A 24467-nucleotide genomic window follows, 5' to 3' on the forward strand; every position below is an offset into this window, starting at 1 on the left:
TCCATGTTCTGGCAAATCATACAGTCTTGGCCGTCCATCACGGTCGCCATTCTGGTCATGTACTGGATCGCCGTGACGGTCGTCGTCATCACCGACGAGCGCGAACCCACCGAGACCCTCGCATGGCTGCTCGTGCTGTTCGCTTTCCCGGGCGTAGGACTGTTGTTCTACTTCCTGTTCGGGCGCAACTGGAAGAAGATCGCTCAGCGCAGCGCCTGGATGAAGGATATCTTCGCGCTCGCGCGGCCCACGATGGATCGCGTCTGGGGACAGTACTCTGCGACCGAGAATGCCCTACTCGAATGGGCCGAGCCACGCGGCTACGCACCCATCATCAAGACTGCGCTCGCCGCTGACACCACGCACGTCATGCCCGCGTACGACGTGACGATCCTGAAGGACGGCAAGGCGCTCTACGACACGCTGAAAACGGACCTCCGCAACGCCAAGGACACCATCAACTTCCAGGTCTTCATCTGGGAGCGCGACAAGCTGACCGCCGAACTCACGGCGATCCTGAGCGAGCGCGCCCAGGCCGGCGTCGAGGTCCGGCTGCTCACCGACTACGTCGGCTGCATGGCCTACAAGAAAGATGAGATCAAGCAGATGCAGGCGGCGGGCGTGAAGTTCCACGCCGACCTACCTGACTGGCGCAAGATCAACTACATGGACCACCGTAAGATCATCGTCATCGATAGCGTGATCGGCTACGTGGGCGGGCTGAATGTCGGCCAGGAGTACATCGACGGTCAGCCGCATTACCAGTCATGGCGTGACACCCACAGCAAGTTCCACGGACCTGCCGTGGCAGATCTCCAGAAGCTCTTCGCGGCCCGCTGGCACGAGAACTCCAAAGAGAGCCTGTTCAACGAGCGCTTCTTCCCCAAGGAGTACCCAAGCGACGGAGTCATGGTGCCCGCGATCACCGTGGCTCAGGCCGTCGAGCTGCTGTGGGATCCGGCCCGCCGCGTCCACGAGGCGGCGATGGCCGCAGCGCGTGAACGCATCTGGATCCAGTCGCCGTACTTCATTCCGACCCCCGACATCTACGAGATCATGGTCAACCAAGCGCTGGCAGGCAAGGATGTGCGCCTGATGATCACCGGCGTGCCCGACAAGAACCTGCCCTGGCGCGCAGCTCACTCGTTCTTCCACAAGTTCTTGCTCGCTGGCGGCAAGATCTACATGTACGAGCCGGGCTTCTTCCACGGCAAGACGATCACCATCGATGGCGAGATGTGCGCCATCGGCACCATGAACATGGACATCCGCAGTCTCGCCCTGCACAAAGAAGTCATGACGTGGTACTTCAGCAAAGACATAGCTACTCAGCACGACGCCATCTTCGAGGAAGACATGAGCAAGTCCTCGCAGGTCACGCTTGAAACAGTCGCGAACTGGCCTGCGTCGTTCAAGTTGCGCAACTCCGTCTCGAGGCTGATGTCGAACCTGATGTAATCGTCGCAGACTCGTCTCGCAGCTCCCCACGAGGGTGCGGTCACTGATCGCACCCTCGTGCAGTTCTGAACGGCGACTCGGTTTCTGAAGCCTGCTTGGCCACCCGAACAAGGGCGCCGCGGGCCGCAGCCCTCACGTCTTGGTGTATGTGCTCGAAGGCGGCGACCTGCAGTAGCCGGACCATATCCGAGACGTCGCCGAAGATGTCTTGCACGACACTATCTGCACGCGAGCCCCCTGACCGCAGAAGCCCCATCGCTGCGGGTCGCTTCAGGCCCTGGAAGTGATCCGCCACCTGTACCCAATGGGTGCTCCGGGGCAGAGGGGCAAGAAGCCAAGGCTGCATGACCCGTTGATCCGTCGCGCCGTCGATCAGCTCGCGCTTCGGTAGACCGAGACACACACTGAGCGCGTCGGCCTTCTGGATCGTGAGAGAGCGCTCCCCCCTCTCGATGCGCGAGATGAGCGACTTGCTGCACCCCGCGGACTTGGCGAGGTCCTCCTGAGTCATGTCCATGGTCGTTCTGGTAGAGCGGATGAGCAGCGCGACTTCTCTGAGCTTTCGTGCGTTGATGTAGGCCGTAGGCACGGGCGGGTACCCCCTCAATCGACAGAATCCACGTCTCGTCAACAAGGTGACAAGGGGTGGATACTGCCGTCTTACCCCCGCCTTACCTGGGCCGGGCTGGAGTAGGCAGCGCGTGGGCGACCGTGCGCCGTGGGGCGTCCTGCGGGGCTCCGGGTGACCAGACAGTCAGAATCCGATCCGGACTACGCGTTGCGCAGCCACCTCGCGGCGTCCTTGGCGTGGTAGGTCAAGATGAGATCCGCACCGGCACGCTTGAATCCGAGCAACGTCTCGAGCACGACGCGCTCTTCGTCGATCCAACCGTTCGCCGCGGCCGCCTTCACCATCGCGTACTCGCCGCTCACGTTGTAGGCGGCCGTCGGATAGCCGTACTCATTCTTCACGCGCCAGATCATGTCCATGTAGGCCAACGCTGGCTTCACCATGACGAGATCGGCCCCTTCGTCGATATCGAGCGCCGCCTCTCGCAGGCCCTCTTCGGCGTTCGCCGGATCCATCTGGTACTGCTTGCGGTCGCCGAACGTCGGAGCCGAGTCCGCCGCATCTCTGAAGGGGCCATAGTAGCCGCTCGCGTACTTCACCGAGTACGCCATGATCGGCGTGTCCTGGTAGCCCTCGGCGTCAAGCGCCGCACGGATGGCCGCGACGCGCCCGTCCATCATGTCGCTCGGTGCGACCATGTCGGCGCCGGCCTCGACGTGGCTGACAGCCTCCTTGGCCAGCAGCTCGAGCGTCACGTCGTTGATGACGCACCCCGCATCATCGAGAATTCCGCAGTGCCCATGGTCGGTGTACTCGCACATGCACACGTCAGTGATCACGTAGAACTCCGGGTCGTGGGCCTTGATCGCCCGAATGGCCCGCTGGACGATCCCGTCCGAGTCGTAAGCCTCGGAGCCCGCGGCATCCTTGCTGCTCGGAAGTCCGAAGAGGATAACGGCAGGCACGCCCAGTGCATTGAGCTCGTCGATCTCAGCCGCCAGCATGTCGACGGACAGTTGGTGCTGTCCGGGCATCGACTTGATCTCGTCCTTCTTGCCGGTACCCGGCTTGACGAACAGCGGATAAATGAGGTCTGCGGGCGACACCGAAGTCTCGCGCACCATGGCGCGAATGGTCTCGTTCGCACGCAGTCGGCGGGGACGATAGGTAGGGAACTGCATGGCGACACTCCTTGTACGAAAGCGTCTGACCGGTCAACGACGGTCACACCGGGTCCGGTGCGCCGCTCGCAGCAGCTGCTACTCGACGAACTCCTCGACGCTGACCTTCTGCTTCGAGTCGGACTCCACGTCCTCGCCGGTCCGCAGCTTGCCGCTGCGGCCCACACCCAGCGTGAAGTTGACCCAGCGCTTGTACTGCCAAACAGCGTAGGCCAGCAGCACGATCATGGCGAACCAGTAGAAGATCTGAGCGATGAAGGCGACGACCTGGCCGTTGGCCATGATCCAACCGACGAGGCCGGTGGGCTGCTCTGCAATCATTGTGGGGTCCATACGGATGTCCTTTCGTTTCGGCGTATTCGGCGTATATACAGTCGAGGCGGCGCGTGACTTGCGCACGGCCGCCCCGACATTCTACCCGTTGGTGGAGACGAGGAGATTCGAACTCCCGACCTCTGCGTTGCGAACGCAGCGCTCTCCCAACTGAGCCACGTCCCCACGGATACGCTCGCGAACAAAACTCGCCCGCAGAGCGAGGGATATGATGACAAGCGCGGCGACGAGTGTCAAACCGAACGGGGTGCCTCGGTGGACCGGGAACGAAGGGTGGACGATTCACGCCGGGTCAGCCCTTGTCAGCTAGCGGGCCAGCCGAGCGGCGAGCGCATCAACGAGTGCCGGAACCGTGGACGGGTCCGCCTCGACGTCGGCAACCAGGCCCGCCTCAACGAGCGCCTCCGAGGTCACGGGCCCGATGCTGGCGAGCACCGTGTGACCGAGCGTCGCGTCCACAACGAGCCCGGCCGCCTCGAGCACGGCGAGGAAGTTGCGTACCGTGGACGGGCTGGTGAACGTCACCGCGTCCACGCCCTGCCTCAGCCGCTCGACCACCTTCGGGTCAGGTTCAGCTGCAACCGTCTGATACACCGGAACGACATCCACCACCGCGCCCAATCCGCGCAGCGTCTGCGGGAGGACCTCGCGGGCCTTGAGCGCGCGCGGCACAAGGATCCGCCAGCCCGGCCCTACGCCTCGCGCCACGAACTCGTCGATGAGGCCCTCTGCGCTGAACTCCTCAGGTGGCAGAAGCCCGACCGTGACACCAGCGTCCTCGAGCGCCTGGGCGGTCGCATCGCCCACAGCTGCTACCTGCGTCGCTGCCAACGCGTCTAACGAGCATCCACACGCCCCCATGAGGGCGAGGAGTCTCTCGACAGCGTTGACGGACGTCAGGACGACCCAGTCATACTCGCCAAGGTGCGCGATGGCTTCGTCGGCAGGCCCCGTGTCAGGCGGGTCGACGATGGCGATGACGGGGCACACGATCACTTCGGCACCGAGCGCCTCGAGGGGCGCGGCAAGTGAACGTGACTGCTCGCGCGTGCGGGTCACGACGACAGAGCGCCCGGCGAGGGGCTCTTTGGCCTGCGCGGTATGGGTGGCGGAGTGAGCCGTCACGTGATTCGACCCCCTCGCTCTTCGTCAGGTCTTGAGCAGGTCGTCCACGCCGTCGGCGGCACGGATCTCAGCGAGGATCTCCCCGCCCCCAAGCTCAAGCAGGCGAGCCACCATCGCATCTCCCAGCCCCTCGGGATCTGAGGGGTCACCCTGCAGACGGTCGCGCACGATCCGGTCGCCCTCGACAGAACCGACGAGGCCGTCCATGACAAGCACGCCGTCTTCGATGCGGGCATACGCGCCGATGGGTACCTGACAGCCGCCTTCGAGCTTCTTCATGACCACTCGCTCGGAGGTCACGCATGTGAACGTCTCGGGATCTGAGATCTTGTCGCACACCTCGATCATGAACTCGTCGTCGGAGCGAATCTCGATGCCGATGGCACCCTGACCTACCGCCGACACCATCTGCTCGGTCGGAATGTAGTTTGAGATGCGGTCGGCCCAACCCATCCGAGTGATACCCGCCGACGCAAGGATGACCACGTCGACCTCACCGTCCTCGGCTTTGCGCATGCGGGTGTCGAGGTTGCCTCGCACGTCCACGATCTGAACGTCGGGCCGAAGGCCGCGCACCTGAGCGACGCGGCGCAGCGAGCTCGTGCCGACCTTCGCGCCTTGAGGGAGCGTCTCCAAGGTGTAGCCCTTGCCCGAGACAAGCGCATCGCGTGGATCCACGCGCTTCGGGGTAGCGGCGATGTGCATGCCCGGCGGCAGCTCGGTGGGGACGTCCTTCATCGAGTGGACGCACAGGTCGACCGTGCCGGCCGCCAGTTCGACCTCGAGCTCCTTGGTGAACAGCCCCTTGCCGCCGACCTTGGCCAGCGGCACGTCAAGGATCTTGTCGCCGGTGGTCTTGATGATCATGAGCTCCACCGTAAGCCCGGTGATCTCCTCGAGTAGCCCCTTGATGTAGTTCGACTGCCACAGGGCCAGTTTGCTTCCCCGGGTACCGATCACGAGCTTGTGGCGGCTAGCAGCCAACGGAGTCTCCCATCTCTTTTTGCTTTGAGGGAGCGGCGGACTTCTCGCCCCGCTTCAGTAGGTTGCGAATCAGTCCGAAGTGCGGACTCTTGCCGTCTGGATTCGTGTCCAGGCCGTAGAGGTAGCGTGCGGCTTCGATGTAGCCGATTCCGTACTTGTCGGTGCTGACCCGCTTCAGCCGCTCGGTGGGCCCGTGGAGCATCTTGCTCACGATGGCTTGCGACATCATCTCGACGGTCCTGAGTTCCTTCTCCGACAGACCACCAAGGCGCTTCACGGCCTTCTCGAGCTCCTCGGCCCGAATCGTCTCGGCCTTGGCGCGGATTGCGGCGACGGTGGGGACGACCGCCATGGAATCAAGCCACGTCTCAAACGCGCGCATCTCCTCGTCGATGATGATCTCGGCCCGCTCCGCCTCGCGCATGCGCTCGTCGAGGTTGGACGACACGACACCGTTGAGGTCGTCGATGTTGTAGAGAAAGACGTCGGACACGTCGCCGCACGCCGGATCGATATCGCGCGGCAGGGCGATGTCGATCAGAAAGAGCGGGTCGCGCCGACGGTGTGCGACGGCGACCAGCTGCTCACGCGTGATGACGAACTCGGTCGCTGCGGTCGAGGAGATGACGATGTCGGCCTCGCGCATGCGATCGAAGAGATTCTCGTAGGGAATCGCCTCGCCGTCGAATCGGTCGGCAAGCTCCACCGCGCGCTCGTAGGTGCGGTTAGCCACGAGGGTGCGCGTCACGCCGGCGCCGACGAGGTTCTTGGCCGTAAGCTCGCTCATCTTGCCCGCGCCCAAGATCATGACGCAGCGGCCCTGGAGGTTCTCGAATACCCGCTTGGCCAGCTCAACGGCAGCGTAGCTGATCGAGACGGCGTTCTCGCCGATGTCGGTCTCGGTGCGCACGCGCTTGCCGACCTCGAAGCTCTGACGGAACAGCTTGTTGAAGATGCGGCCCGTAGACGCGGCTGAGAACGCGTGGTCGTAGGCCTCTTTCACCTGACCGAGGATCTGCGCCTCGCCAAGCACCATGGAATCGAGCGAGGCGACGACGCGGAAGAGGTGCTTCACGACCGCCTCGCCCTCTGAGATGTAGAGGTAGCGAACCAGCTCGTGGCGGTCGAGATCGTGGTACTCCGCGGCGAAGTCGATGATGGAAGCGGGGCCATCGAAGCCGTCAGACGTGACCGCATATATCTCGGTGCGGTTGCAGGTGGAGATGATGACGGCCTCGGACACGGCGTCGGACGCGGTCAAGCGCGCGAGCGCGTCCTCCTGGCGATTGGCCGGGAACGTCAGCTTCTCGCGGATCTCGACCGGTGCGGTCTTGTGGCTCAGGCCCACAAGTGTCAGGTGCATGCGGTCTTCACTCGCTCCTACGGTCCGATTCGGTTGTCTACGTCGGTCGGCATCCGACGTCAGGACACAGGTACGCCCTCGCCGATGCGGTGCGTGTTGTTCAGGCAAGCAGGCCCGGCGAGGGCGGTATACGTGTTCAACTATTGGAACGCACCACTGCTTCTCGCCTGAACATCACGAATTCTACCATCGGCACGAGTACACTGCCACCTGAGCAAGCGCCGTTCCGATGCGCGCAGAACTCACGATGTCCGGTACGGTGCGGCGTCCTCGGCGATGTAGTACTTCCTGTTGGGATCATTCGGCGATGACCCGACCTCGACCACCAAACCAGCCTCCACAAGCGACTTGAGGCGCTCCCGTGCCGAGCGTGGAGTGCGCTCGATTCGTCGGGCGACCTCGCTTGTCGACAGCGGGCCCGCGCCGGCGAGTTCCTGCAGGACGCGAGCGTCTGCCGCCTTGACGCTGACTCGGCCGCCTTCGCCGACATCTGCGTAGAGCGTGACACGAATCTGCTGCGCCATCTCCTCGATGCGCGGATCCGCGAGCCCTGCGGCGCGGCATGCCTCGATCGCGCGGGGAATCCCCGTCCCCCACTGCTCGATGATGCCGAGTTCCCGGAAGACGCGGGCGATCACGCGATTGCGCACGCGAGAGACCCCGCCCAAGACGTCCTCGACAGTGAGACCAGGGAGCAGCAGGCCCGGACTATCCACCTCGATTCTGTCGTCGTGGATCGCGACTCGTATCCGGAGGCCGGGCAAGGAGTAGTCGGCGTGCACGACCGCATTCACGATGACCTCACGCACGGCGACGAGCGGATACTGCCAGCTCTCGGTCCGCGCAAGCCCCTCGATCTCGTAGCGCTGCGCGATGTTGCGACGCACGAACGCCATGGTGTGCTCCAGCGCAACCGGCAGACACCCGCCATAGATCGCGGCATCCGTGAAGGTGCTGCGCGAGAAGCCTGCAAACCGTGCCACCTCGATAACCGCATCAGGGAACGTGGCCTCGCGGTCCACACCGAACAGCAGCACGCCGCCGACGGTCGGACACAGTTGCCCCTCACGTTCCGTCAACAGCCGCAGCGTCTTCAGCGCCCGTCTGTCTATGTGACGCCTGCCGTCGAACACCGCTTGCACCGCAGCCACATCGAGCGCATCGTCACCCAGCGTCGCAAGCGCGACTTCGTCGTAGGTCGGCCCCGACACCGAGCGACCGATCTGCGCAGCCATAGCTGCATCCGCACGCCGATTGGTGGAGCCGACGCGAACGTAGACCCCCTGCGCATCCCCCTCGCCCGCGACGCGATACGGGCGCGAGGCCCCCGGGTGCACACGAACCGCGAGTAGACTCTTGTCGCGCCACGTGACCACATCGATCTCGGGCGCGATCAGGGGCTCCACCGAGTCTGCGATGATGTTCGCCAAGCGCTCTTCGAGATCGAGCGGATCATCGACACCCACGATCTCGCGCGTACGGTCCGCCACACCGATGAGCACCGTGCCGCCGGCCGAATTGGCAAACGCAACAACCGTTCGCACGATTCCGCGCGGAGATGAGGCGTCCCTCTTGAACTCAAGAGTCTTGCCTTCATGACAGGTCAGCAGGTGATTGAGGTCCATGCTAGGAAATCTACTCTGAAGATGCGCAGCGCACAAGACTTCCGAGTAGATTTCCTACTTCCCCTTGCGGGCCTTGCGCACGTCGCCGTCGACGATGGCGAAGAAGACCTCGGGCAGCAGACCCTTCAGTCGGAAGTAGAACGCCGAGAGCGCGTCGGGGATCACGTGGTAGTGACCGCGGTCGATGGCCCGCATCACCGCGTGCGCAACCTTCTCCGGCGAGATCGGCTTGATCCCGCCTGCTATGACGTCGGTCTCGTACGGGCGCAGCGTGTGCTCGTGGGTGAGTGCCGGCGTGTCGGTGTCGGGCGGGCACACCACCGAGACCGTGACGCCCGCCGGTTTCATCTCGAAACGCAGGGCCTCGGTGAAGCCCATCACGGCGAACTTCGCTGACGAGTAGCCGGTGTAGCCGTAGATGCCGAGGTAGCCCGCCACTGAGCTCACGTTGACGATGTGGCCGTGGCCGCGCTCCACCATGCCCGGAGCGGCCGCACGACACGGGTAGACGACGCTCCAGAAGCCGTGCTCGATGTTCATCTCGAACGACTCGAGCGGCATGGAGATGAACTCGCCCGGAATGATGACGCCGGCGGAGTTGACGAGGATCTCGGGCGAGAAGCCGTCGGCGGCGAGTTCGGCGAAGGCGGCGCCGGTGGCTTCCCACGATGAGAGGTCGGCGCTCTTCCATGCGATGCGCTGATTCGGGGTCGACGCCTCGGCGCGCACCGCTTCCGCAGCGGCTTCCAGCCGACCGGCGTCGCGCGCAACCAGCGCCACATTGTACCCTCGGCGCGCCAACTCCTTGGCGCAGGCCAGCCCGATGCCCGAGCTGCCGCCCGTGACGATCGCCGTGCGGTCACTCGCCATGTGCGGGCTCCGGTTCGGCGGCAGGCTCGGGCTCGGGCTCGACCCCGGCTTCGGCCGCGGGCTCAGGCTCCGATTCGGCCGCGGGCCCGGGCTCCGGCTCCGGCTCCGGCTCTGGTGCGAACGCTTCGTACACGTCCTCAGCAGCAAGGATCTCTCCCGCAGTCACACGATCCAGCGTGTCGGACTCGAAGACCGCGTCGAGCAGCTTCTCGAGCTGCGCTGGGCCCTCAAGGCGCTCCATGCCGATGGCGCGCACCTGCGCCACGAGCTCTGCGTAGGGCCCCCACGCCGCACCGAACTGCTCGGAGAGCTGCTTGCGCAGCCGCTTGGCGAGCTGCGGAGCTACGCCACCGGTCGACACGGCGATCTGAAGCGGTTCACGGTGGACCATACCGGGCACGATGAAGCTCGAGAGCTTCGGATTGTCCGCGACGGTCACGAGCGCCCCCACCAACAACGCCTCTTCGAACACGGCGCGCTGCACTTCGGGCTCCGCCGACGCACAGACCACGAGCGCGGCGCCTGCCAGATCTCCGCGCACGTACTCACGCGCCTCGACGATGATGTGGCCGTCGCTTTCCGCCTCGACGAGCTCTTCGCTCGGATCGGGGCCGACCACCGTCACGTCCGCGCCGTAGCGCACGAGCTGGCGCGCCTTGCGCTCGACCGATGGACCCGAGCCCAAGACGACCACGGATCTGCCGGTCAGGTCGAGGAACGCAGGATAGTAGCGCTTCGTCCTCTCCCCCATCAAGAAATCCCCCTACAACTGACCGAAGACATGGAACCCGACGGGGAGCGTGCGCGCGATGATGGCAAGGATGACCACGAAGACGAACCCGAGCACCGCCACCCACGCCACGGTGTGGTTCGAGATGTCGGGACGGTAGGCCAGAACCAGGTAGATGGCGAAGGTGATGAGCACGACGCCCGACATCATGATGCGCGCGTCGAAGAACCACCCGCCGACGTCGACCTGGATCGCACGAATGATGCCGAGGGACAGCCCTGCGGTGTAGACGGGGAATGCCAGGGCGATGGCGCGGCGCGAAACCATCTGGAGGGTGGCAAGCGAGGGCAGGCGACGGCTCATGCGATTGCTGCGATGGGACTTGAGCTGGGAGCTCTGATACAGGTAGAGCAGCGCCGACACGGCGCCCACGGCAAAACCCGCGTTGGCGAAGACGATAAGGCCCACGTGAAAGGCCACGCCCCATCCGCTGAGGATCTCGGGCTGAGGCGCCAGCGAAGCCTCGCTCCCGCCCATAAGCTGTGCCGCGGCCATGAGCACGACGGCCACCGGGATGAGAAACGCCCCGTAGGACCGGATCTTCAGCAGATGCTCCATGACGAAGTACAGGAGCACGAGCGCCCAACTGGCCAGTACGAGCTGGTTGGAGCCGGTCAGAGGTGTACCGTCGTTGGCTACGGAGTTCGCACCGATGGCCAGAGTCTGCAGAATGAATCCCGCGCCCGTGGCAAACCGCGCCCACCACGCGACCTTCTGGCGGCGAAGAACGAACTGATAGGCGTAGAGGACCGTCGCGACGACGTACAGCGCGAATGCGAACCAGTAGAGTACGACAGATAGCTGCTCCACGAGCGTGCCTCAAGCCCCTTCGGTCGAAACCTCTATCCCCAGCGGCAGACTACGAACCGCTGCCACTAGAGTATACGAACTGACTCGCCACGCGCACTTCATGCCGTGGCGACACCGCGTCCGGCCCTCGGTCCTATTCGCCGGCGCGCTTGGAGACCGCGCCCTCAAGCACGTCGACTTCCTTCTCAAGCCGCATGATGCGCCGCAGCACCATCGTGAGGTAGACGACGAAGGCGACCCACAGGATCGCGTAGGCCCCGATGACGAAGGGCGCGTCCGTGAGTGCGAGGCGGTAGAGTTCAAGGTTGGTGGGTTCCATCAGCTACGACTTCCTTTCGACAGTCCGGTACGTTTGCTCCGACGCGGGCGTTCAGCCCTCGAGTGTCTCCTTGGCGATCTCGACGCGCTCCCGCAGCCGCTCTTCGCTCATGCGCGAGACGTAGATGCCGTATCCGATCATGAGCATGCCGATCTGGGCCACGATGAACGGCATCAGGTTCGATGAGGCCATACCCGGCTGGAACACCACGGGGTGGTTCGAGGGAATGACCCGGGTGATCATGAAGGACAGCGGCGCGTTGATAGCGGCGAGGATCGCAAACACCGCAGCGTACGTGGCGCGACGCTCCTCCTCTTCGATCGAGTTTCGCAAGACGAAGTAGGCGATCATCATGAGCATCATGATGAAGTACGTGGTGAGACGAGGCTCCCACTCCCACCACACACCCCACGAGGCCTTGGTCCACAGCACGCCCGTGATCATCGTGAGCACGACGAACACCAGCGAGGTCTCCATGGCGATGCGGGACTTGGTGTCGTACTCGGCCCGCTTGGTCATGAGGAAGCGTACGGCGAATATCGCCGAGATTATGAGCACGAGGAACGACGCCTCGGCCACCGGCACGTGGAAGTAGAAGATCTTCTGACTGAACCACGGGCGAACGTAGGCGATGCCCTCGGCCGGCTGCAACTGATCTGGCGCCACGGGGAACACCGTCTCGATGGGTGCGTCGAAGGTCACCGTTCCGAACTGCTGCACCTCGGCGGTGTAGAAGGCCATGAGGAACGCGACGGTCGTGAGAACCCCGCCGATCAAGACGAGTACCACAGCGATCTTGAGCTGTTTCACGCGCACTCCTTCCGATAGGAAGACACCGGCGCCGCGTGCATCACGCGCCGAGGACGAACTCGTAGAGGGCGAAGGCCGCAAGCAGCATGACCGCATCGTACCCCGCCGCGATGCCCATCATCTGCCAGTACGTGTTCACGTACCCCGGATCGGCCTGCAACACCGCCGCCGACGCTGCGACCACCGCCAGGAGCAGCGGGAACATGATCGGGATGAACAGTACCGCCAAGATGAAGTCCTTGCCCTTGGTGTTCACCGACATGGTAGCGAGCAGCGTGCCCACCCCGGCGATACCGATCGAACCGACCAGCAGCGCCAACGCGAGCATCCACATTGGTCCGCCGGACGCCGCACCCGGGCGCGAGAGGAAGATGAAGAAGAACAGCGGCACGATCATCACCTCGACGATGAGCAGGAAGATGAGGTTGCCCACCGCCTTGCCGAAGAAGATCACCGGACGGTCGGTGGGCGAGATGAGCAAAGCGTCAAGACAACCCTGGTCCTTCTCGTGTACGAGCGAGCGGTTCAGACCGAGGAGCGACGTGAAGATGAACACGAGCCACAGCAGGCCGGCCGCGATGCGCCGGACTTCGAAGTCCGCACCCGCCTGCGACAGCGTGATGTAGTAGACGACGAGGACGAGCAGGGCATACAGGCCCATCGAAGTGAGCATCTCTTTGGTGCGCAGCTCCATGACGATGTCCTTCTTCAGGATCGCCTTGAACTGACGCCACGACGACATGTTCGAGGTGCGCTCGCGTGCCACCTAGCTCACCCCCAGACCCACGGTTGAGCGGTAGGTCTGCTGGAACTCGTCCTCGTCGATGAGCTCCTTGTCCTGATAGAGCACGATCTTGCCCTTCGCCAGAATCAGCGCGTGGCTACACAGTTCGAGCCCCTTGGTCAGATCGTGGCTCACCATGACGAACGTCCGACCCTCTCGGATACGCTCGAGCAGGCCGTCGAGGATGTCCATCGCGTGCGGATCCAGCCCCGAGTACGGCTCGTCGAGGAAGATGAGCGCCGGATCGTGCAGCAGCGCGCGTGCTATCGACAACCTCTGCAGCATGCCGCGCGAGAAGGTGCGCACGAGGTCGAGCCGCCGATGGTCCAGCTCCACCGCGTCAAGCAGCTCGTGAATGCGCTCCTTGGGGTTGTCGATGCAGTAGATCTCAGCGAAGAACTCGAGGTTCTCCTCGGCGGAAAGGTCGGGGTACAGCAAGGGGTTGTGGCTGATGAAGCCGATACGTTCGCGCAGTTCCACCGCACCCTGGACGACGTCGAAGCCAAGCACCTTCGCCGACCCCTTCGACGGGGTGGTAAGCGTCGAGAGCACCTTGAGTAGCGTGGTCTTCCCCGCGCCGTTGGGGCCGAAGATCGACAGGAACGCGCCTTCGGTCAGGTCGAAGTCGACCCCGTCGAGGGCCTTGCGTGCGCCGAAGGTCCGGGAGAGTTCCCGGACCTCCAGCGCATTCGGTGTCTGTGTGTTATCGGTCATCGACGACGGACTCTACGCCTTCCGCGTCTTCAGGGGCCGCGCAACGGGCGCCGCAACGACGACCTTCTTCGGCCACGCAGCCAGCGCACTGCCCAGCATCAGTATTGCAAACCCGCCCCACGCAAAGGCGATGAGCGGATTGACCTTCACGTTGACCGACATCTGACCGCTCTCCGAGCCTTCCCAGACGACGAAGATGTCGCGGAGCGGCTCCATGAGCACCTTGGCGTCGAGGCGGGTCTGATCCTGGCGTGCGAACTGCGTCAGGCCGGGGTCGACGGTACCGACGGAGCGACCGTTCTTCTCGACGCCGAACGTCGCCTTGGCCACCACGTCGCCATTGGGCAGCGTCTTCTCTTCGATGCCCTGGAACGTGAAGTCGTAGTTGTCGACTTTGAACTGGGCACCGGGTGTCTCAGGGACCGTGAGGCGCACGTCGCGCACGTACATGGACGAGCCGACCAGTCCGATCATGATGATGCCCATACCAAGGTGCGAGAGATAGCCACCGGACTGAGTGCGTGACTTGAACATGATGGTACCGAGCGAAGCGAAGAAGCTCTCGCCCTTGGCCGCGGCGCGCTTACGCGAACCATCGATGAAGAGGAAGGTCGCCGTCGAGATGACGAGCGCCGCGGCCAGGAACGCCGCGATCGAGATGACGTCGTATACGACCTCGGGTCCGAACGACGCCAGCTTGCGAGCGTTCTCGCCGCCCTGCGCCATGGTGAACAGATAGATCGGGCGCAGATTCGCAACCCACTCCCAGACCAAGAGTGCGAATAGGGCGACGGTGGCAACCAACGGCCACTTCAACCGCGCCCAGAACACCGTCGGGTCGGTCTTCTTCCACGAGAGCAACGGGCACACCGCGAGGATGAACACGTACACGACGCCGATCGGGCGTGCGAGTAGGTCGTAGGAGACCGCCGACATGGACTGGCCACCGAACGGTAGCCACGCGGGGAGCGCGGACGTGACGGTCATGTAGGCGACCAAGAGACCCGCGACGGTCATGATGACGTTGTTGAAGTAGTACGCGGCGTCCTTGCTGGTGAGCGACTCGAACTCATCGTTGCCCGCAAACGTCTCCCAGCGCAGCGCGAGTCCGATGCCGGCAACGAGGACGGATCCGATGATCATGCCAAGAAACATGAAGAGCGATACGGGATCCTTCTGAAACGCGTGAACGGACTGCACGATGCCTGAGCGGGTGATGAAGGTTCCCAAGATGACCAGAGCGAACGTGAGTGCTGCGCTCATGATCGCCCAGCGCTTGAAGCCGTCGCGCCGGCGGTACACCGTGAAGCTATGGATAAGCGCGACGCCGGTGAGCCACGGAAGCAGCGATGCGTTCTCGACCGGGTCCCAGGCCCAGTAGCCGCCCCAACCCAGAACGACGTACGCCCACACGGAGCCCAGGCCGATGCCGGCTCCGAGGAACAACCACGAGAACACCGTGATGCGATCGACGATGACGACCCAGGCCTTGGATGCGTCGTTGACGATCAGCGCCGCGATCGCGAAGGCGAACGGGATGGTGAGCCCCGCGTAGCCGATGAACAGCGTCGGAGGATGCAGGATCATCGCCCAGTGCTGGAGCAGCGGGTTCATGCCCATGCTCGCGCCTTGACCGACCAGCTGACCTCCGGACAGCCACTCGGCCGGCGTGGGCTTGAACGGGTTGTTCGGCTCGGAGAACATCATCGCGACACCGAACAGCGACAAGACGATGTTCGTGACCGCGATGCCCATGTTGGACAGGTCATCGGTCTTGTCCATGCGCTGATAGGCGACCCACGCCATGAAGAGCGCCAGAAGCCACGCCCAGAACAGCAGTGAGCCCTCGCGGCCGGCCCACACCCCCGACAGCGTGTAGAGCCACGCCAGGCTCGATACGTCCGTCGAGTGATTCGAGGCGACGTAGAGCAAGGTGAAGTCCTTGCTGAAGAACGCAACGGTCATCGCAAGTGTCGACAGCGTGTAGCCCGCTGCGCTCACGAAGGTCGCGATGTAACCGGCGTTGGTCACCGCCTCGCCCTTCTTCGGCCCGAGGTGGCGGCCCCAGAACAGCGCGCCGATAGCGATGAGCGAGCTCAGAAAGCCCAAGCTCAAGAACAGTTGCCCTGCAACGCGCATGTGATCCACTCCCCTGTCCGGTGAACATGAAAGCACCTCGCCGGATTCTTCCGACGAGGTGCTGGAGTTCCTACTTCTTCTCGCTTGCCTCAAGAGCGACGTCGGTGGCGGTGATGAGGCCCTCAGCGTCTACGCCGCCCTTGATGATCACCATACTCCCGTCGTTCATGCCCGCGGGCAGGGCACCGTCCCACGCGACCTTGTATGACTTGGCGCCGGCGTCTTGAGATCCGGCGACCGAGAAGCGCGCATCGCCGCCTGGCGCAGCGATCGTGCCGGCAACCACGTAACCCGAGAACGACACGTCGTCGAGCGTCTGACCGTCCTTGATGGCGCCGACGTCCATCGCGCCCGTAGCCGACTCGTACTTCGAGGGGCACTTGGTGATCATCTCGCCGGCTTCGATGTGGCCGTCAGCCGCAAGCTCGCCGGTGATGATGGCCGTGACGCCGTCGCCGAACGTGGAGGGCACGGGACCGTTGTAGACGACCTTGACAACCGCGCCGGTGCCGTCAGTATCCGCCTCGTCGCGGATGTCGAACGTCATCGGGTTGGACTTCTTGTCCCACGAGCCGGTCACCACGGCGCCGCCCAACTTCACGCGCTCACCCACGAGCTCGTCATCAGTGGCGACTTCTTCGACCGACTTGTAGTAGGCGGTGCTTCCACTACTGCCGATGGACGCGAAAATGGCCACAATCGACAGCAGCACGATTGCGGTGACTCCGATCAGCCTGTTGCGAGCCCTCTTGTTCACCTAGCATCCACTCCTTCGCGCAGCGTCCCATGGAGCCGCATTCGCTGAGTCTCTACGGGTGAGTGCGCGCGCGAACACGCGGGAGTGCACCGCCAATAAGACCCACTTGCCTGAACACTCGGAGTCTATCACCCGGACAGGGTGTCCGCCACACTGTGGCGAAGCTATCGAGTGCCCTGCTCAGTGCAATCAGCGTGCCGAACCACGGTCACCGCTGCAACCACTGCGCATCCGGCGTGAAACCCGTCGCGCGCATCAGCTCCAGGTAGCGGCTCGGAGCCAGAGCGGCCGAGGCACCTTCGAGCGCCACCATGGTGGCCTCGATGACGTTGGTCCCGAATGTGCGCCCCTCGAGACGCGGCGTGCTCGTGATGAGTAGCTCGACCCCTCGCGACCTCAGGAACTCCATGTCGTTGGCGGTGGTCGTGTTCGTGACGACCCACTTGCCGGACATGTCCTCGGGCATATAGCGGCGTACGTACTTGTAGTCACCGGCTATGACGTCGGCTCGCCGGTAGTGCTCTGCGTGCTTCGACGAGGACTGGACCTCGGTCTCGTCGTCGGCGTCGGCCTCATAGAGCCACGCGAACGGCAGCTGGACAGCGATGGGCGCAATGACCCGAATGGCGCGCTCGAGCGATGGACGCGTGGTCAGCATGAGCGGCACCCCGAGCGCGTAGAGCAGGTCGCCTGCGACCACCTGGCATCCGGCGTCGTAGAAGCCCTCGGTCATGCCCCAGCGATCGACCGCCGAGGTCACGAGCACGGACTTGCCGGCAAGCTCGAGGCCAAGATCCTCGACCATGAAGCGCACGACGTCGGCTTCGACGGCACCCTTGAGCCCGCTACCGTCCACGATCGGTGATCTGGAGACCGCGCGGCGAAAGCGCTTCGCATCGCGGAAGTAGTAGTCGTGTCCGACGGCCCGAAGATATAGGTCGATACCACCAAGCCCGAATGCGTCCACCGATCCGTCGAGCTCACTTAGACGTGTGACCGCCTTGTCCATCGACCCGTCGGTTCCCTCGCGCGCTATACGGAAGCGCTCCCCGAGCAGGTCGACTTCCACGGCGTGGTCCCTCGCGGACGAGCCGATCGAGACAGAGACTACTTCCTTGATTGCTGCCACCTCCCGGCGATCTCCTGCGCGGCATCTCGAAGCACGGAGCTGACGCTGCCCGTACGCCCACCCGGACCCGCGGGCCGGGCCATGATGCCCTCGAGCAGACGGTCGAGTTCCTCGACGTCGACCGCACGATCCTCGCGCAGCGGCGAAGACCCTAGGGGGATTCCCACCACCTCTGAGCCGAGGATCTTCTCGATGGTCGCGATGCGCCAGTCACTGGCCATCAGAAGCACCGTGTCGAAGTCGCGCAGGGTCGCAAGCGTCTCCAGGAGCCGGTTGAACACGTTGGCCGGAGACCCGGCCTCAATCGATTCTCGCTGGGCCTGGCTCATGACCAGCACGAAGTCGACGGCGTGGCGTTCGGCGACCTCCTGCACCTCACCGCAGTTGGCCACCGGGAATCCGACGAGTGCAACGCGCGGACCACGCCGAACCTCACCGAGCGTCTCAAGGAACGACACCACGCTGCGGGTCACACCCACGGCGCGCGCCGCCTCCTCCTGAGTGGCGCCGGCCTCACGGTCGGCCAGAATGGAGTCGACCGCGTCGACGAGCTTCTCCCGACTGATGACCTTCTCGCCGATCCTGAAGAAGCGCACCGCGCCATCCCCCCTCGAGCACTCGTGTACACGAAAATGTGCACAGCGAGTATACGCCGTAGGCGATGGCCACGGCCGGGCGCCCTCTTCGGGCAGCCGTCATGCCGGCATGCGTGCAGAACGCGGCCCCGGGCGTGTCCGTCAGCGGTTCAGATCGCGGATGAGGCGCAGTCCCGTCAGAGTCAGATCGACATCGACATGGCCGACGGTAGCGCACAGAGGGGCCATGATCGGAGCCAGCCCGCCGGTAGCGACGACAGCGGTTTCGACTCCCAGTTCAGCCCAGGCGCCCCTGACGAGCCCATCGACCATGGCCGCTTCGCCCAGCATGAGACCGGCCTGGACACTCGCACGCGTGTTGGTTCCGATGACTTTTGCCGGCGGTTCAAGGTCGACTTTGGACAGCCGCGCGGCTTTGGAGAACAGCGCCTCTGCACTCGTCTCGACACCCGGCGCGATCGCCCCTCCGAGGTAGGCGCCGTCGGCCCCCACGACATCGATGGTCGTGGCCGTGCCGAAATCGACCACGATGACCGGCGCACCCCAAGCGGCCACCGCGGCCACGCTGTTGACGATGCGGTCAGCTCCAACCTCGTGCGGGTTGTCGTAGTGAATCGGCAGCCCTGTCTTGAGGCCGGGGCCCACGATGATGAGCTCACAGGCCGCTGCGCCCTCGACCACGTCGTCCCAAGCCGCAGTGAGCCGGGGTACGACGCTTGACAGGATGACTTCGTCGATGTCGCTCCACGACCGAGCGTCCTGTGCGAGCAGCGCGCTCACGGTGATGCGCAGCTCGTCGGATGTGAGGGACGCGTTACTCGAGATGCGCCAGTGAGCGTCGAGGGCCTCCCCCGCGAACAGGCCGAGCACCGTTTGCGTATTGCCTACATCCACGGCGAGTAACATGTGACCCCCTCCCTCCCCCGAGCCGCCCTGCGTGCACCTGCGCGGGTGACGACACGGTGACGCCCCGCACCGAGTGGCGCAGGGCCGGTGCTATCATCGGCCCCGGGGCGATGCCCCACACCTGCGGGCGCGGATCGCTTGACCGCTGACCTGCCATGATACGCCAGTATCGCCGTAAGGAGGCGCGCATGAGCGACCTACCGGCCCGCATCCTGATCGTCGACGACGAGCCGTCCATCACCGAGTTCGTGAGCTACAACCTCGAGAAGGACGGTTACGAGGTCGAGATCGCATCAGACGGCGATACCGCCCTCGCTGCGGCCGCAGCTCGCAGCTTCGACCTGGTCGTCCTCGACGTGATGCTTCCGGGAATGGACGGGTACGAGGTGTGTCGCCGACTGCGTGCGACCTCCGACGTACCGGTCTTGTTCCTCTCGGCGCGCGACACCGAACTCGACAAGGTCGTCGGTCTCGAGATTGGTGGCGACGACTATCTCGCCAAGCCGTTCGGCGTCCGCGAGCTCTCGGCGCGCGTCAAAGCCCTCCTGCGCCGCGCCCAGCCGGGCGCTCGCGACGCTTCGGTCGCAGGCGAGCGCTTCGAGGTGTCGGGAGTGAGCCTCGATGAGGGTGCGCACTCCGCAACCTCGGCGTCGGGCCCGATCGATCTGACGCCCCGGGAGTTCGAACTGCTCGCCTGCCTCATGCGCCACGCCGGCAAGGTGCTCTCTCGCGAGCAACTCCTGCGCGATGCATGGGGGTGGGAGTACCTGGTCGAGACCAAGACCGTCGACACGCACGTGAAGCGCCTGCGCGACAAGCTTGAGGCGGCCAACGTGGATCCCGCGCTCGTGGAGACCGTGCGCGGATACGGCTACCGGTTCCGGACCTCGTAGCGTGTACACCCTGCGCTCGCGAATCGCCGTCACCCTTGCCGTGTTCGCGGTTACCGGAGCGTTCGCCGCGGTCGTGGCGACCGGTTGGGACGTCGAGATCGCCGTGGTCGTCCTCACGCCGATTCTGGCCTGGATGGCCGGGCGCGTCGTCGCGCGGTCCTTCTCCTCACCGCTCGAGCGGCTCGCCGCGACCGCCTCGTCCTTCGCCGCGGGCAACCTGGAGGTGCGTGCCGAGACAGGAGGGCCGCGCGAGGTACGCCTCATCGCCTCATCGTTCAACCGCATGGCCGACGAAGTGTCCGTGGCACTCGAACAGGTCACGAGCGAAGAGAGACGCAAGAGCCAGTTCGTCTCGGACGTCAGCCACGAGCTGAGGACGCCGCTCACGGCCATACGTGGCGCTGCCGAGACGCTCCTCGACGGCGACGTGGCCCCCGATGATCAGGAGCGGTTCCTGTCGACCATAGCGCTTGAGGCGGAGCGCCTGACGCGACTGGCCAACGATCTGCTCACGCTGCAGCGCATCGAGGGCGCAACCGGCGAACTGCCCATTCGCCGCTTCGGTCTGCGTCTTGCGGCCGACCGTGCCGCGGCGATGCTCGAGCCGCTCGTGGAGCACCGGGGTGTGACGTTGGCCATCCACGGTGAGTCACCTGACGTGCTCGGTGACGTCGATCGCATCCAACAGGTCGTGGCCAACCTCATCGACAACGCCACGCGCATGGTCGGCCCCGGAGGGCGTGTCGACGTAGAGCTGGGTGCCGACGCCGATGTCGCTTGGCTCACTGTCTCGGACAACGGCCCGGGCATCCCTGACGAGGACCTGCCCAACCTGTTCGACCGGTTCTACCGAGCCGATAGCAGCCGCACCCGGACGAGCGGGGGCGCGGGGCTCGGACTGGCGATCGTGAAGGCCATCGTCACCGCGCACGCAGGAACCATCGAGGCCACGAACCTTCCGGCCGGGGGCTCGTGCTTCACCGTGAGGCTTCCGGCGGCGCCTGCGTGACACCTCACGCGCGGCGCTAGCGCGTGCGCGCCTTCCTGACAGGACCGGCAACCGCAACCGCGGCTACGGCTTTGGCCACATCGAAGACGATGAACGGCGCAACCCCCGAAACGACCGCCTGCGCCAAGGACAGGTCCGCAACGCCCATCAGCTGCGCAACGCCGCACGCGTAGATGACGAACACCGCGGTTCCCGCTGCGATCGAATCGCTCGCGATCGGCCTGAGTGCCGTGCGACCGAGCCACGAGCGAATGAGCGAGGCCGCGACCGCTCCCAGAAGAAAGCCGATGAGGTATCCACCCGTCGGGCCGGCCAGCACGCCCAGTCCCCCCCTGCCACCCGAGAACACCGGGATTCCCGCGGCCCCCAGGGCGAGATAGGCGCCCATCGACGCGGCGGCCCAACCCGGAGAAAGCAGCAGCCCCGCAAGAACGACGAAGAACACCTGCAGGGTGAAGGGCACAGGCGTCAGCGGCACGACCAGGTACGCCGAGGCAGAGAGCAACGCCGTGAGCAGCGCTGCTGCAGCCAAGTCGCGTGTTCGGCCGCTGCCGGGGGTGGGGCCGGGTCGTGAATCAGCCACGTGGTGGACCTTTCCGTAAACATCACTGGAATCGTATGTTTACGGTAGCGAGTACCCGTCCTGGCAGTCAAGCGGCGTGGCCGCGCGGGTGCCGCCCGCTACGTTCGTAGCGTCGCCTCGCCGGACGACACTGCCTCGGTACCTGCCCGTCCCTGGACGATCAGGCGGCCCTCGTCGTCCACGCCGCGCGCGACTCCGCGCACCCGCACCGCGCCCGATGCATCGCTTACGACGACATCCCTTCCGTTGAGCAGCGAGCGTTCGTTGTAGGCCTCCTGGAGCGACCCGAAGCCCGCATCGAGCCACACCCCGTACGCCTCGGCGATGCCATCGAGCACCGATGCCGTCACCGCGGCGATGTTCGCGTCCGGCAGTTCGTCTCGCACGTAGGCTGCAACCAACGGGGCATCCGGCGGTCTGACGACGTTGAGCCCGAACCCGGCGACCACCCACGTCACCCGATCGGACTCCGCCGACATCTCGAGCAAGACGCCCGCGACCTTGGCCTCGCCCATCCACACGTCGTTGGGCCACTTGAGGCGCGGGCGCACTCCGACGCTCTCGAGCCCCTGCGCGATGCCCAGCCCGACCACCAGCGCGAGCGAGCCCGCGTCTGCCGGGGCAACAGGCGGACGAAGAATCACGGAGACGTAGGCGCCTCCCGCCGGAGACTCCCACGACCTGCCGAGCCGACCCCTGCCTGCGCTCTGGCGCGCCGCCACCACCACCGTGCCCTCATCCGCGCCCGCAGCGGCAAGCTCGCGTGCGGCATCGTTGGTGGACGGCAGCGTGGCGTCGCCGGAGAACGAGCGCCACAGCGCATGGCGCACGAGGGGTGCCACATCCCACGGGTAGGCCAGATCCGGTTGTGCGACGAGCCGATAGCCTGAGCCCGGCACCGCCTCCACCTGGTACCCCAGTTCGCGGAGCGCTGCGACATGCTTGCCCACCGCCACCCTGCTCACACCGAGCATGTGGGCCAGGCTCTCTCCGCTCACGCCGGCCGCACCGGCGTCACGTAGTCCGGTCAGAACGTGCTCGCGGGTACCGGCGTGCCTCACGACTCGTCGTGACCCGACGGCGCAGCCTCGGAATCGGCATGTGCCTCCACGTCATGGCCCAGCCGACGGCGAGCCACGCGCCTCAGCAGCACCAGCGAGCCTATGACGAGGACGACGACCATCAGCCCGAACCAGCCCACGCCCGCCACGATCTGGAGCGCGTAGTCCATGTTCTCGCCGAGGAACCAGCCGATCGCACACATGAGCGTCGTGTGCAACGCGGCAGCGAACACCGTATGGAACTCGAACCAGAAGACAGGCATGCGCACGGCGCCCGCCACCGCAGGCACCCAGTTCTTGATGCCGACCGCGAAACGGGCCAAGAAGACGGTCTTGGAGCCGTCCTCGTCAAAGTGTGCCTGGATCTCGTCGATGGCCGCCGGGTCGATCTTGAGCAGACGGCCGACCCGAGTGACTGACAACCGCTCGACCGCCCCGCGAAAGCCCTCCAGCCCCAAGCGTCGGCCGGCGAAGAAGGTGAGGTTACTGCCGATGAGAGTCCCCGCCATGGCGCACAGCCACACGAGCGGCAGCGACAGCCCGCCCCCCGTCGACACGAGCGCGCCCACCACGATGAACGTCTCGCCGGGCGTCAGTGAGCCGACGATGAAGATGTTCTCAAAGATGGTGATGATGAAGACGATGAGGTAGCCCCATGCGTCCATGAGACTGAGGAGCCAGTCGAAGATGGCGATGCCGGTCTCGGGGATCACTGCTGCCTCCATGTGTCGATACAGGCCACTAGCGTTCATCCAATCCGAAGTCCACGGGCGATGCGAGCGTCAGTGCGCTTGAGGATACCCTGTCCACGCCGATAGCAGCGATCGCGTGGAGTCGCTCCACACGGATTCCACCGGAAGCCTCGAGGACTATCGCCCGGCCACGGGCGGCCGCGGCACTTCGGCACTCCCTCACGGCCTCCGACAGCACCTCATCGTCCATGTTGTCGAGCATGACGACATCGGCGCCGGCTTCGACCCCCTCGAGCGCCTGCGCTCTCGTGTCGGCCTCCACCTCGATCATGAGGTCGGGGTTGAGGTCTCTTGCTCGGCGAACCGCTTCGGTGATGCCGACGTGGCGCAGGTGATTGTCCTTGACAAGCACCATGTCCCCCAGGCCTGTCCGGTGGTTGGATCCCCCGCCGACCCGTACCGCGTACTTCGACAGGCTGCGTAGCCCGGGCACGGTCTTGCGCGTGTCGAACACCGCCAGCTCCTGACCCGCAGCCTCAACCCATCGAGCGGTCTCAGTGGCTATGCCGGACAGCAGCATCACGAAGTCGAGGGCCGTCCGCTCCCCCATCAGGACGGCCGCCGCAAGTCCCTCCACCTCGGCAACGGCCGTACCCGCCTCGACGTGGGCGCCCTCGGCCACCAGCGGGAACATCTCGACCGGCTCGAAGAGCCCTGCCGCGTTCGACACCATCTCGAATACCGCGGCAGCCACGGGAAGCCCCGCGACGACGCCTGCCTCGCGGGCCACGATAGTGCCTGAGAACGGTGCATCGATTCCCACGGTTGAGAACGTGGTCACGTCCAGCTCGAGCAGGTCGGGCCCGGTCAGACTCGTATCGGTCAGCCGTGATGGCGCAACGCCAAGGTCCTCGGCGAGCGCTGCGGCTACGACGTCAACGATGTCGGGAAGCTCGAACATCCAG

General features: G+C 64.9%; 26 protein-coding genes and 1 tRNA gene. 3 read left to right on the top strand and 24 right to left on the bottom strand.

The features are described from left to right. Positions 1-3 precede the first annotated feature (3 nt). On the top strand, positions 4-1458 hold the full coding sequence (cls, locus tag U1E26_00230; GenBank protein MDZ4168067.1) for a cardiolipin synthase: 1455 nt from the start codon (positions 4-6) through the stop codon (positions 1456-1458). Positions 1459-1498: 40 nt separating this feature from the next. Here cls and U1E26_00235 read toward each other — a convergent pair whose 3' ends face one another. From U1E26_00235 to U1E26_00330, 20 genes are all read right to left on the bottom strand, one after another. Beyond that, a complete protein-coding gene (locus U1E26_00235) occupies positions 1499-2047 on the bottom strand; it encodes a helix-turn-helix transcriptional regulator (protein ID MDZ4168068.1) in 549 nt (182 codons plus the stop codon). 182 nt (positions 2048-2229) lie between these two features. Then, positions 2230-3210, bottom strand: coding sequence for a porphobilinogen synthase (gene hemB / locus U1E26_00240; protein ID MDZ4168069.1), 981 nt, complete (start codon positions 3208-3210; stop codon positions 2230-2232). A gap of 78 nt (positions 3211-3288) precedes the next feature. Further along, positions 3289-3543, bottom strand: a complete 255-nt coding sequence (locus U1E26_00245; GenBank protein MDZ4168070.1) for a hypothetical protein — start codon at positions 3541-3543, stop codon at positions 3289-3291. An 89-nt stretch (positions 3544-3632) separates the two neighbouring features. Continuing rightward, positions 3633-3708: transfer RNA gene (locus U1E26_00250), tRNA-Ala, on the bottom strand. A gap of 141 nt (positions 3709-3849) precedes the next feature. Then, positions 3850-4668, bottom strand: coding sequence for a uroporphyrinogen-III synthase (locus U1E26_00255; GenBank protein ID MDZ4168071.1), 819 nt, complete (start codon positions 4666-4668; stop codon positions 3850-3852). 24 nt (positions 4669-4692) lie between these two features. Further along, the gene (hemC, locus tag U1E26_00260; protein MDZ4168072.1) at positions 4693-5652 is read right to left on the bottom strand and encodes a hydroxymethylbilane synthase; all 960 of its coding nucleotides are present in this window, start codon (positions 5650-5652) and stop codon (positions 4693-4695) included. Beyond that, entirely contained in the window at positions 5642-7015 is a 1374-nt protein-coding gene (gene hemA, locus U1E26_00265; GenBank protein MDZ4168073.1) for a glutamyl-tRNA reductase, read from the bottom strand. Before hemA ends, hemC begins: the two co-directional genes overlap by 11 nt. Positions 7016-7257: 242 nt before the next feature. Further along, positions 7258-8640, bottom strand: a complete 1383-nt coding sequence (locus U1E26_00270) for a putative DNA binding domain-containing protein (GenBank protein ID MDZ4168074.1) — start codon at positions 8638-8640, stop codon at positions 7258-7260. A gap of 54 nt (positions 8641-8694) precedes the next feature. Next, complete coding sequence (locus U1E26_00275; protein ID MDZ4168075.1) at positions 8695-9510, bottom strand: SDR family oxidoreductase; 816 nt, start codon at positions 9508-9510, stop codon at positions 8695-8697. After that, the gene (locus tag U1E26_00280) at positions 9500-10261 is read right to left on the bottom strand and encodes a bifunctional precorrin-2 dehydrogenase/sirohydrochlorin ferrochelatase (GenBank protein ID MDZ4168076.1); all 762 of its coding nucleotides are present in this window, start codon (positions 10259-10261) and stop codon (positions 9500-9502) included. Before U1E26_00280 ends, U1E26_00275 begins: the two co-directional genes overlap by 11 nt. Before the next feature lie 12 nt (positions 10262-10273). After that, positions 10274-11110, bottom strand: coding sequence for a cytochrome c biogenesis protein CcsA (gene ccsA / locus U1E26_00285; protein MDZ4168077.1), 837 nt, complete (start codon positions 11108-11110; stop codon positions 10274-10276). 133 nt (positions 11111-11243) lie between these two features. After that, a complete protein-coding gene (locus tag U1E26_00290) occupies positions 11244-11429 on the bottom strand; it encodes a hypothetical protein (protein ID MDZ4168078.1) in 186 nt (61 codons plus the stop codon). Positions 11430-11480: 51 nt separating this feature from the next. Further along, complete coding sequence (ccsA, locus tag U1E26_00295) at positions 11481-12239, bottom strand: cytochrome c biogenesis protein CcsA (GenBank protein ID MDZ4168079.1); 759 nt, start codon at positions 12237-12239, stop codon at positions 11481-11483. A gap of 40 nt (positions 12240-12279) precedes the next feature. Next, positions 12280-13005, bottom strand: coding sequence for a heme exporter protein CcmB (locus U1E26_00300; GenBank protein MDZ4168080.1), 726 nt, complete (start codon positions 13003-13005; stop codon positions 12280-12282). Beyond that, on the bottom strand, positions 13006-13737 hold the full coding sequence (locus U1E26_00305) for an ABC transporter ATP-binding protein (protein MDZ4168081.1): 732 nt from the start codon (positions 13735-13737) through the stop codon (positions 13006-13008). A 12-nt stretch (positions 13738-13749) separates the two neighbouring features. Continuing rightward, positions 13750-15876, bottom strand: a complete 2127-nt coding sequence (ccsA, locus tag U1E26_00310) for a cytochrome c biogenesis protein CcsA (GenBank protein MDZ4168082.1) — start codon at positions 15874-15876, stop codon at positions 13750-13752. Positions 15877-15946: 70 nt separating this feature from the next. After that, positions 15947-16633 (bottom strand): cytochrome c maturation protein CcmE, encoded by a 687-nt coding sequence (locus tag U1E26_00315; protein MDZ4168083.1) that lies wholly within the window; start codon positions 16631-16633, stop codon positions 15947-15949. Positions 16634-16841: 208 nt separating this feature from the next. Beyond that, positions 16842-17762 carry a quinate 5-dehydrogenase gene (locus U1E26_00320; GenBank protein MDZ4168084.1) on the bottom strand — a complete coding sequence of 307 codons (921 nt, stop codon included), beginning with the start codon at positions 17760-17762 and terminating at the stop codon, positions 16842-16844. After that, positions 17741-18358 (bottom strand): transcriptional regulator, encoded by a 618-nt coding sequence (locus tag U1E26_00325; GenBank protein ID MDZ4168085.1) that lies wholly within the window; start codon positions 18356-18358, stop codon positions 17741-17743. The genes U1E26_00320 and U1E26_00325 overlap by 22 nt, the downstream gene beginning before the upstream one ends. A gap of 141 nt (positions 18359-18499) precedes the next feature. Then, on the bottom strand, positions 18500-19264 hold the full coding sequence (locus U1E26_00330; GenBank protein ID MDZ4168086.1) for a type III pantothenate kinase: 765 nt from the start codon (positions 19262-19264) through the stop codon (positions 18500-18502). 188 nt (positions 19265-19452) lie between these two features. Here U1E26_00330 and U1E26_00335 point away from each other — a divergent pair, with 188 nt between their 5' ends. Together U1E26_00335 and U1E26_00340 are read left to right on the top strand one after the other, a co-directional pair. After that, entirely contained in the window at positions 19453-20157 is a 705-nt protein-coding gene (locus U1E26_00335; protein MDZ4168087.1) for a response regulator transcription factor, read from the top strand. A 1-nt stretch (position 20158) separates the two neighbouring features. After that, positions 20159-21166, top strand: coding sequence for a HAMP domain-containing sensor histidine kinase (locus tag U1E26_00340; GenBank protein ID MDZ4168088.1), 1008 nt, complete (start codon positions 20159-20161; stop codon positions 21164-21166). A gap of 16 nt (positions 21167-21182) precedes the next feature. Here U1E26_00340 and U1E26_00345 read toward each other — a convergent pair whose 3' ends face one another. The 4 genes from U1E26_00345 to nadC all read right to left on the bottom strand — a co-directional run bounded on the left by U1E26_00345 (position 21183) and on the right by nadC (position 24463). After that, positions 21183-21749 (bottom strand): biotin transporter BioY, encoded by a 567-nt coding sequence (locus tag U1E26_00345; protein MDZ4168089.1) that lies wholly within the window; start codon positions 21747-21749, stop codon positions 21183-21185. A 98-nt stretch (positions 21750-21847) separates the two neighbouring features. Then, entirely contained in the window at positions 21848-22810 is a 963-nt protein-coding gene (locus tag U1E26_00350; protein ID MDZ4168090.1) for a biotin--[acetyl-CoA-carboxylase] ligase, read from the bottom strand. Beyond that, positions 22807-23562 carry a DedA family protein gene (locus U1E26_00355; GenBank protein ID MDZ4168091.1) on the bottom strand — a complete coding sequence of 252 codons (756 nt, stop codon included), beginning with the start codon at positions 23560-23562 and terminating at the stop codon, positions 22807-22809. The genes U1E26_00350 and U1E26_00355 overlap by 4 nt, the downstream gene beginning before the upstream one ends. Then, complete coding sequence (gene nadC, locus U1E26_00360) at positions 23552-24463, bottom strand: carboxylating nicotinate-nucleotide diphosphorylase (GenBank protein MDZ4168092.1); 912 nt, start codon at positions 24461-24463, stop codon at positions 23552-23554. The genes U1E26_00355 and nadC overlap by 11 nt, the downstream gene beginning before the upstream one ends. Positions 24464-24467 lie beyond the last annotated feature (4 nt).

This window comes from Coriobacteriia bacterium (assembly GCA_034370385.1).
In the GTDB taxonomy this organism is placed as follows: Bacteria; Actinomycetota; Coriobacteriia; order Anaerosomatales; family PHET01; genus JAXMKZ01.

Excerpts from the sequence above, each read along its gene's own strand:
- cls (MDZ4168067.1), top strand. The coding sequence starts at position 4 with ATGTTCTGGCAAATCATACAGTCTTGGCCGTCCATCACGGTCGCCATT.
- hemB (MDZ4168069.1), bottom strand. The coding sequence starts at position 3,210 with ATGCAGTTCCCTACCTATCGTCCCCGCCGACTGCGTGCGAACGAGACC.
- U1E26_00245 (MDZ4168070.1), bottom strand. The coding sequence starts at position 3,543 with ATGGACCCCACAATGATTGCAGAGCAGCCCACCGGCCTCGTCGGTTGG.
- hemA (MDZ4168073.1), bottom strand. The coding sequence starts at position 7,015 with ATGCACCTGACACTTGTGGGCCTGAGCCACAAGACCGCACCGGTCGAG.
- U1E26_00270 (MDZ4168074.1), bottom strand. The coding sequence starts at position 8,640 with ATGGACCTCAATCACCTGCTGACCTGTCATGAAGGCAAGACTCTTGAG.
- U1E26_00275 (MDZ4168075.1), bottom strand. The coding sequence starts at position 9,510 with ATGGCGAGTGACCGCACGGCGATCGTCACGGGCGGCAGCTCGGGCATC.
- U1E26_00280 (MDZ4168076.1), bottom strand. The coding sequence starts at position 10,261 with ATGGGGGAGAGGACGAAGCGCTACTATCCTGCGTTCCTCGACCTGACC.
- U1E26_00290 (MDZ4168078.1), bottom strand. The coding sequence starts at position 11,429 with ATGGAACCCACCAACCTTGAACTCTACCGCCTCGCACTCACGGACGCG.
- U1E26_00305 (MDZ4168081.1), bottom strand. The coding sequence starts at position 13,737 with ATGACCGATAACACACAGACACCGAATGCGCTGGAGGTCCGGGAACTC.
- ccsA (MDZ4168082.1), bottom strand. The coding sequence starts at position 15,876 with ATGCGCGTTGCAGGGCAACTGTTCTTGAGCTTGGGCTTTCTGAGCTCG.
- U1E26_00330 (MDZ4168086.1), bottom strand. The coding sequence starts at position 19,264 with ATGTTACTCGCCGTGGATGTAGGCAATACGCAAACGGTGCTCGGCCTG.
- U1E26_00335 (MDZ4168087.1), top strand. The coding sequence starts at position 19,453 with ATGAGCGACCTACCGGCCCGCATCCTGATCGTCGACGACGAGCCGTCC.
- U1E26_00355 (MDZ4168091.1), bottom strand. The coding sequence starts at position 23,562 with ATGAACGCTAGTGGCCTGTATCGACACATGGAGGCAGCAGTGATCCCC.
- nadC (MDZ4168092.1), bottom strand. The coding sequence starts at position 24,463 with ATGTTCGAGCTTCCCGACATCGTTGACGTCGTAGCCGCAGCGCTCGCC.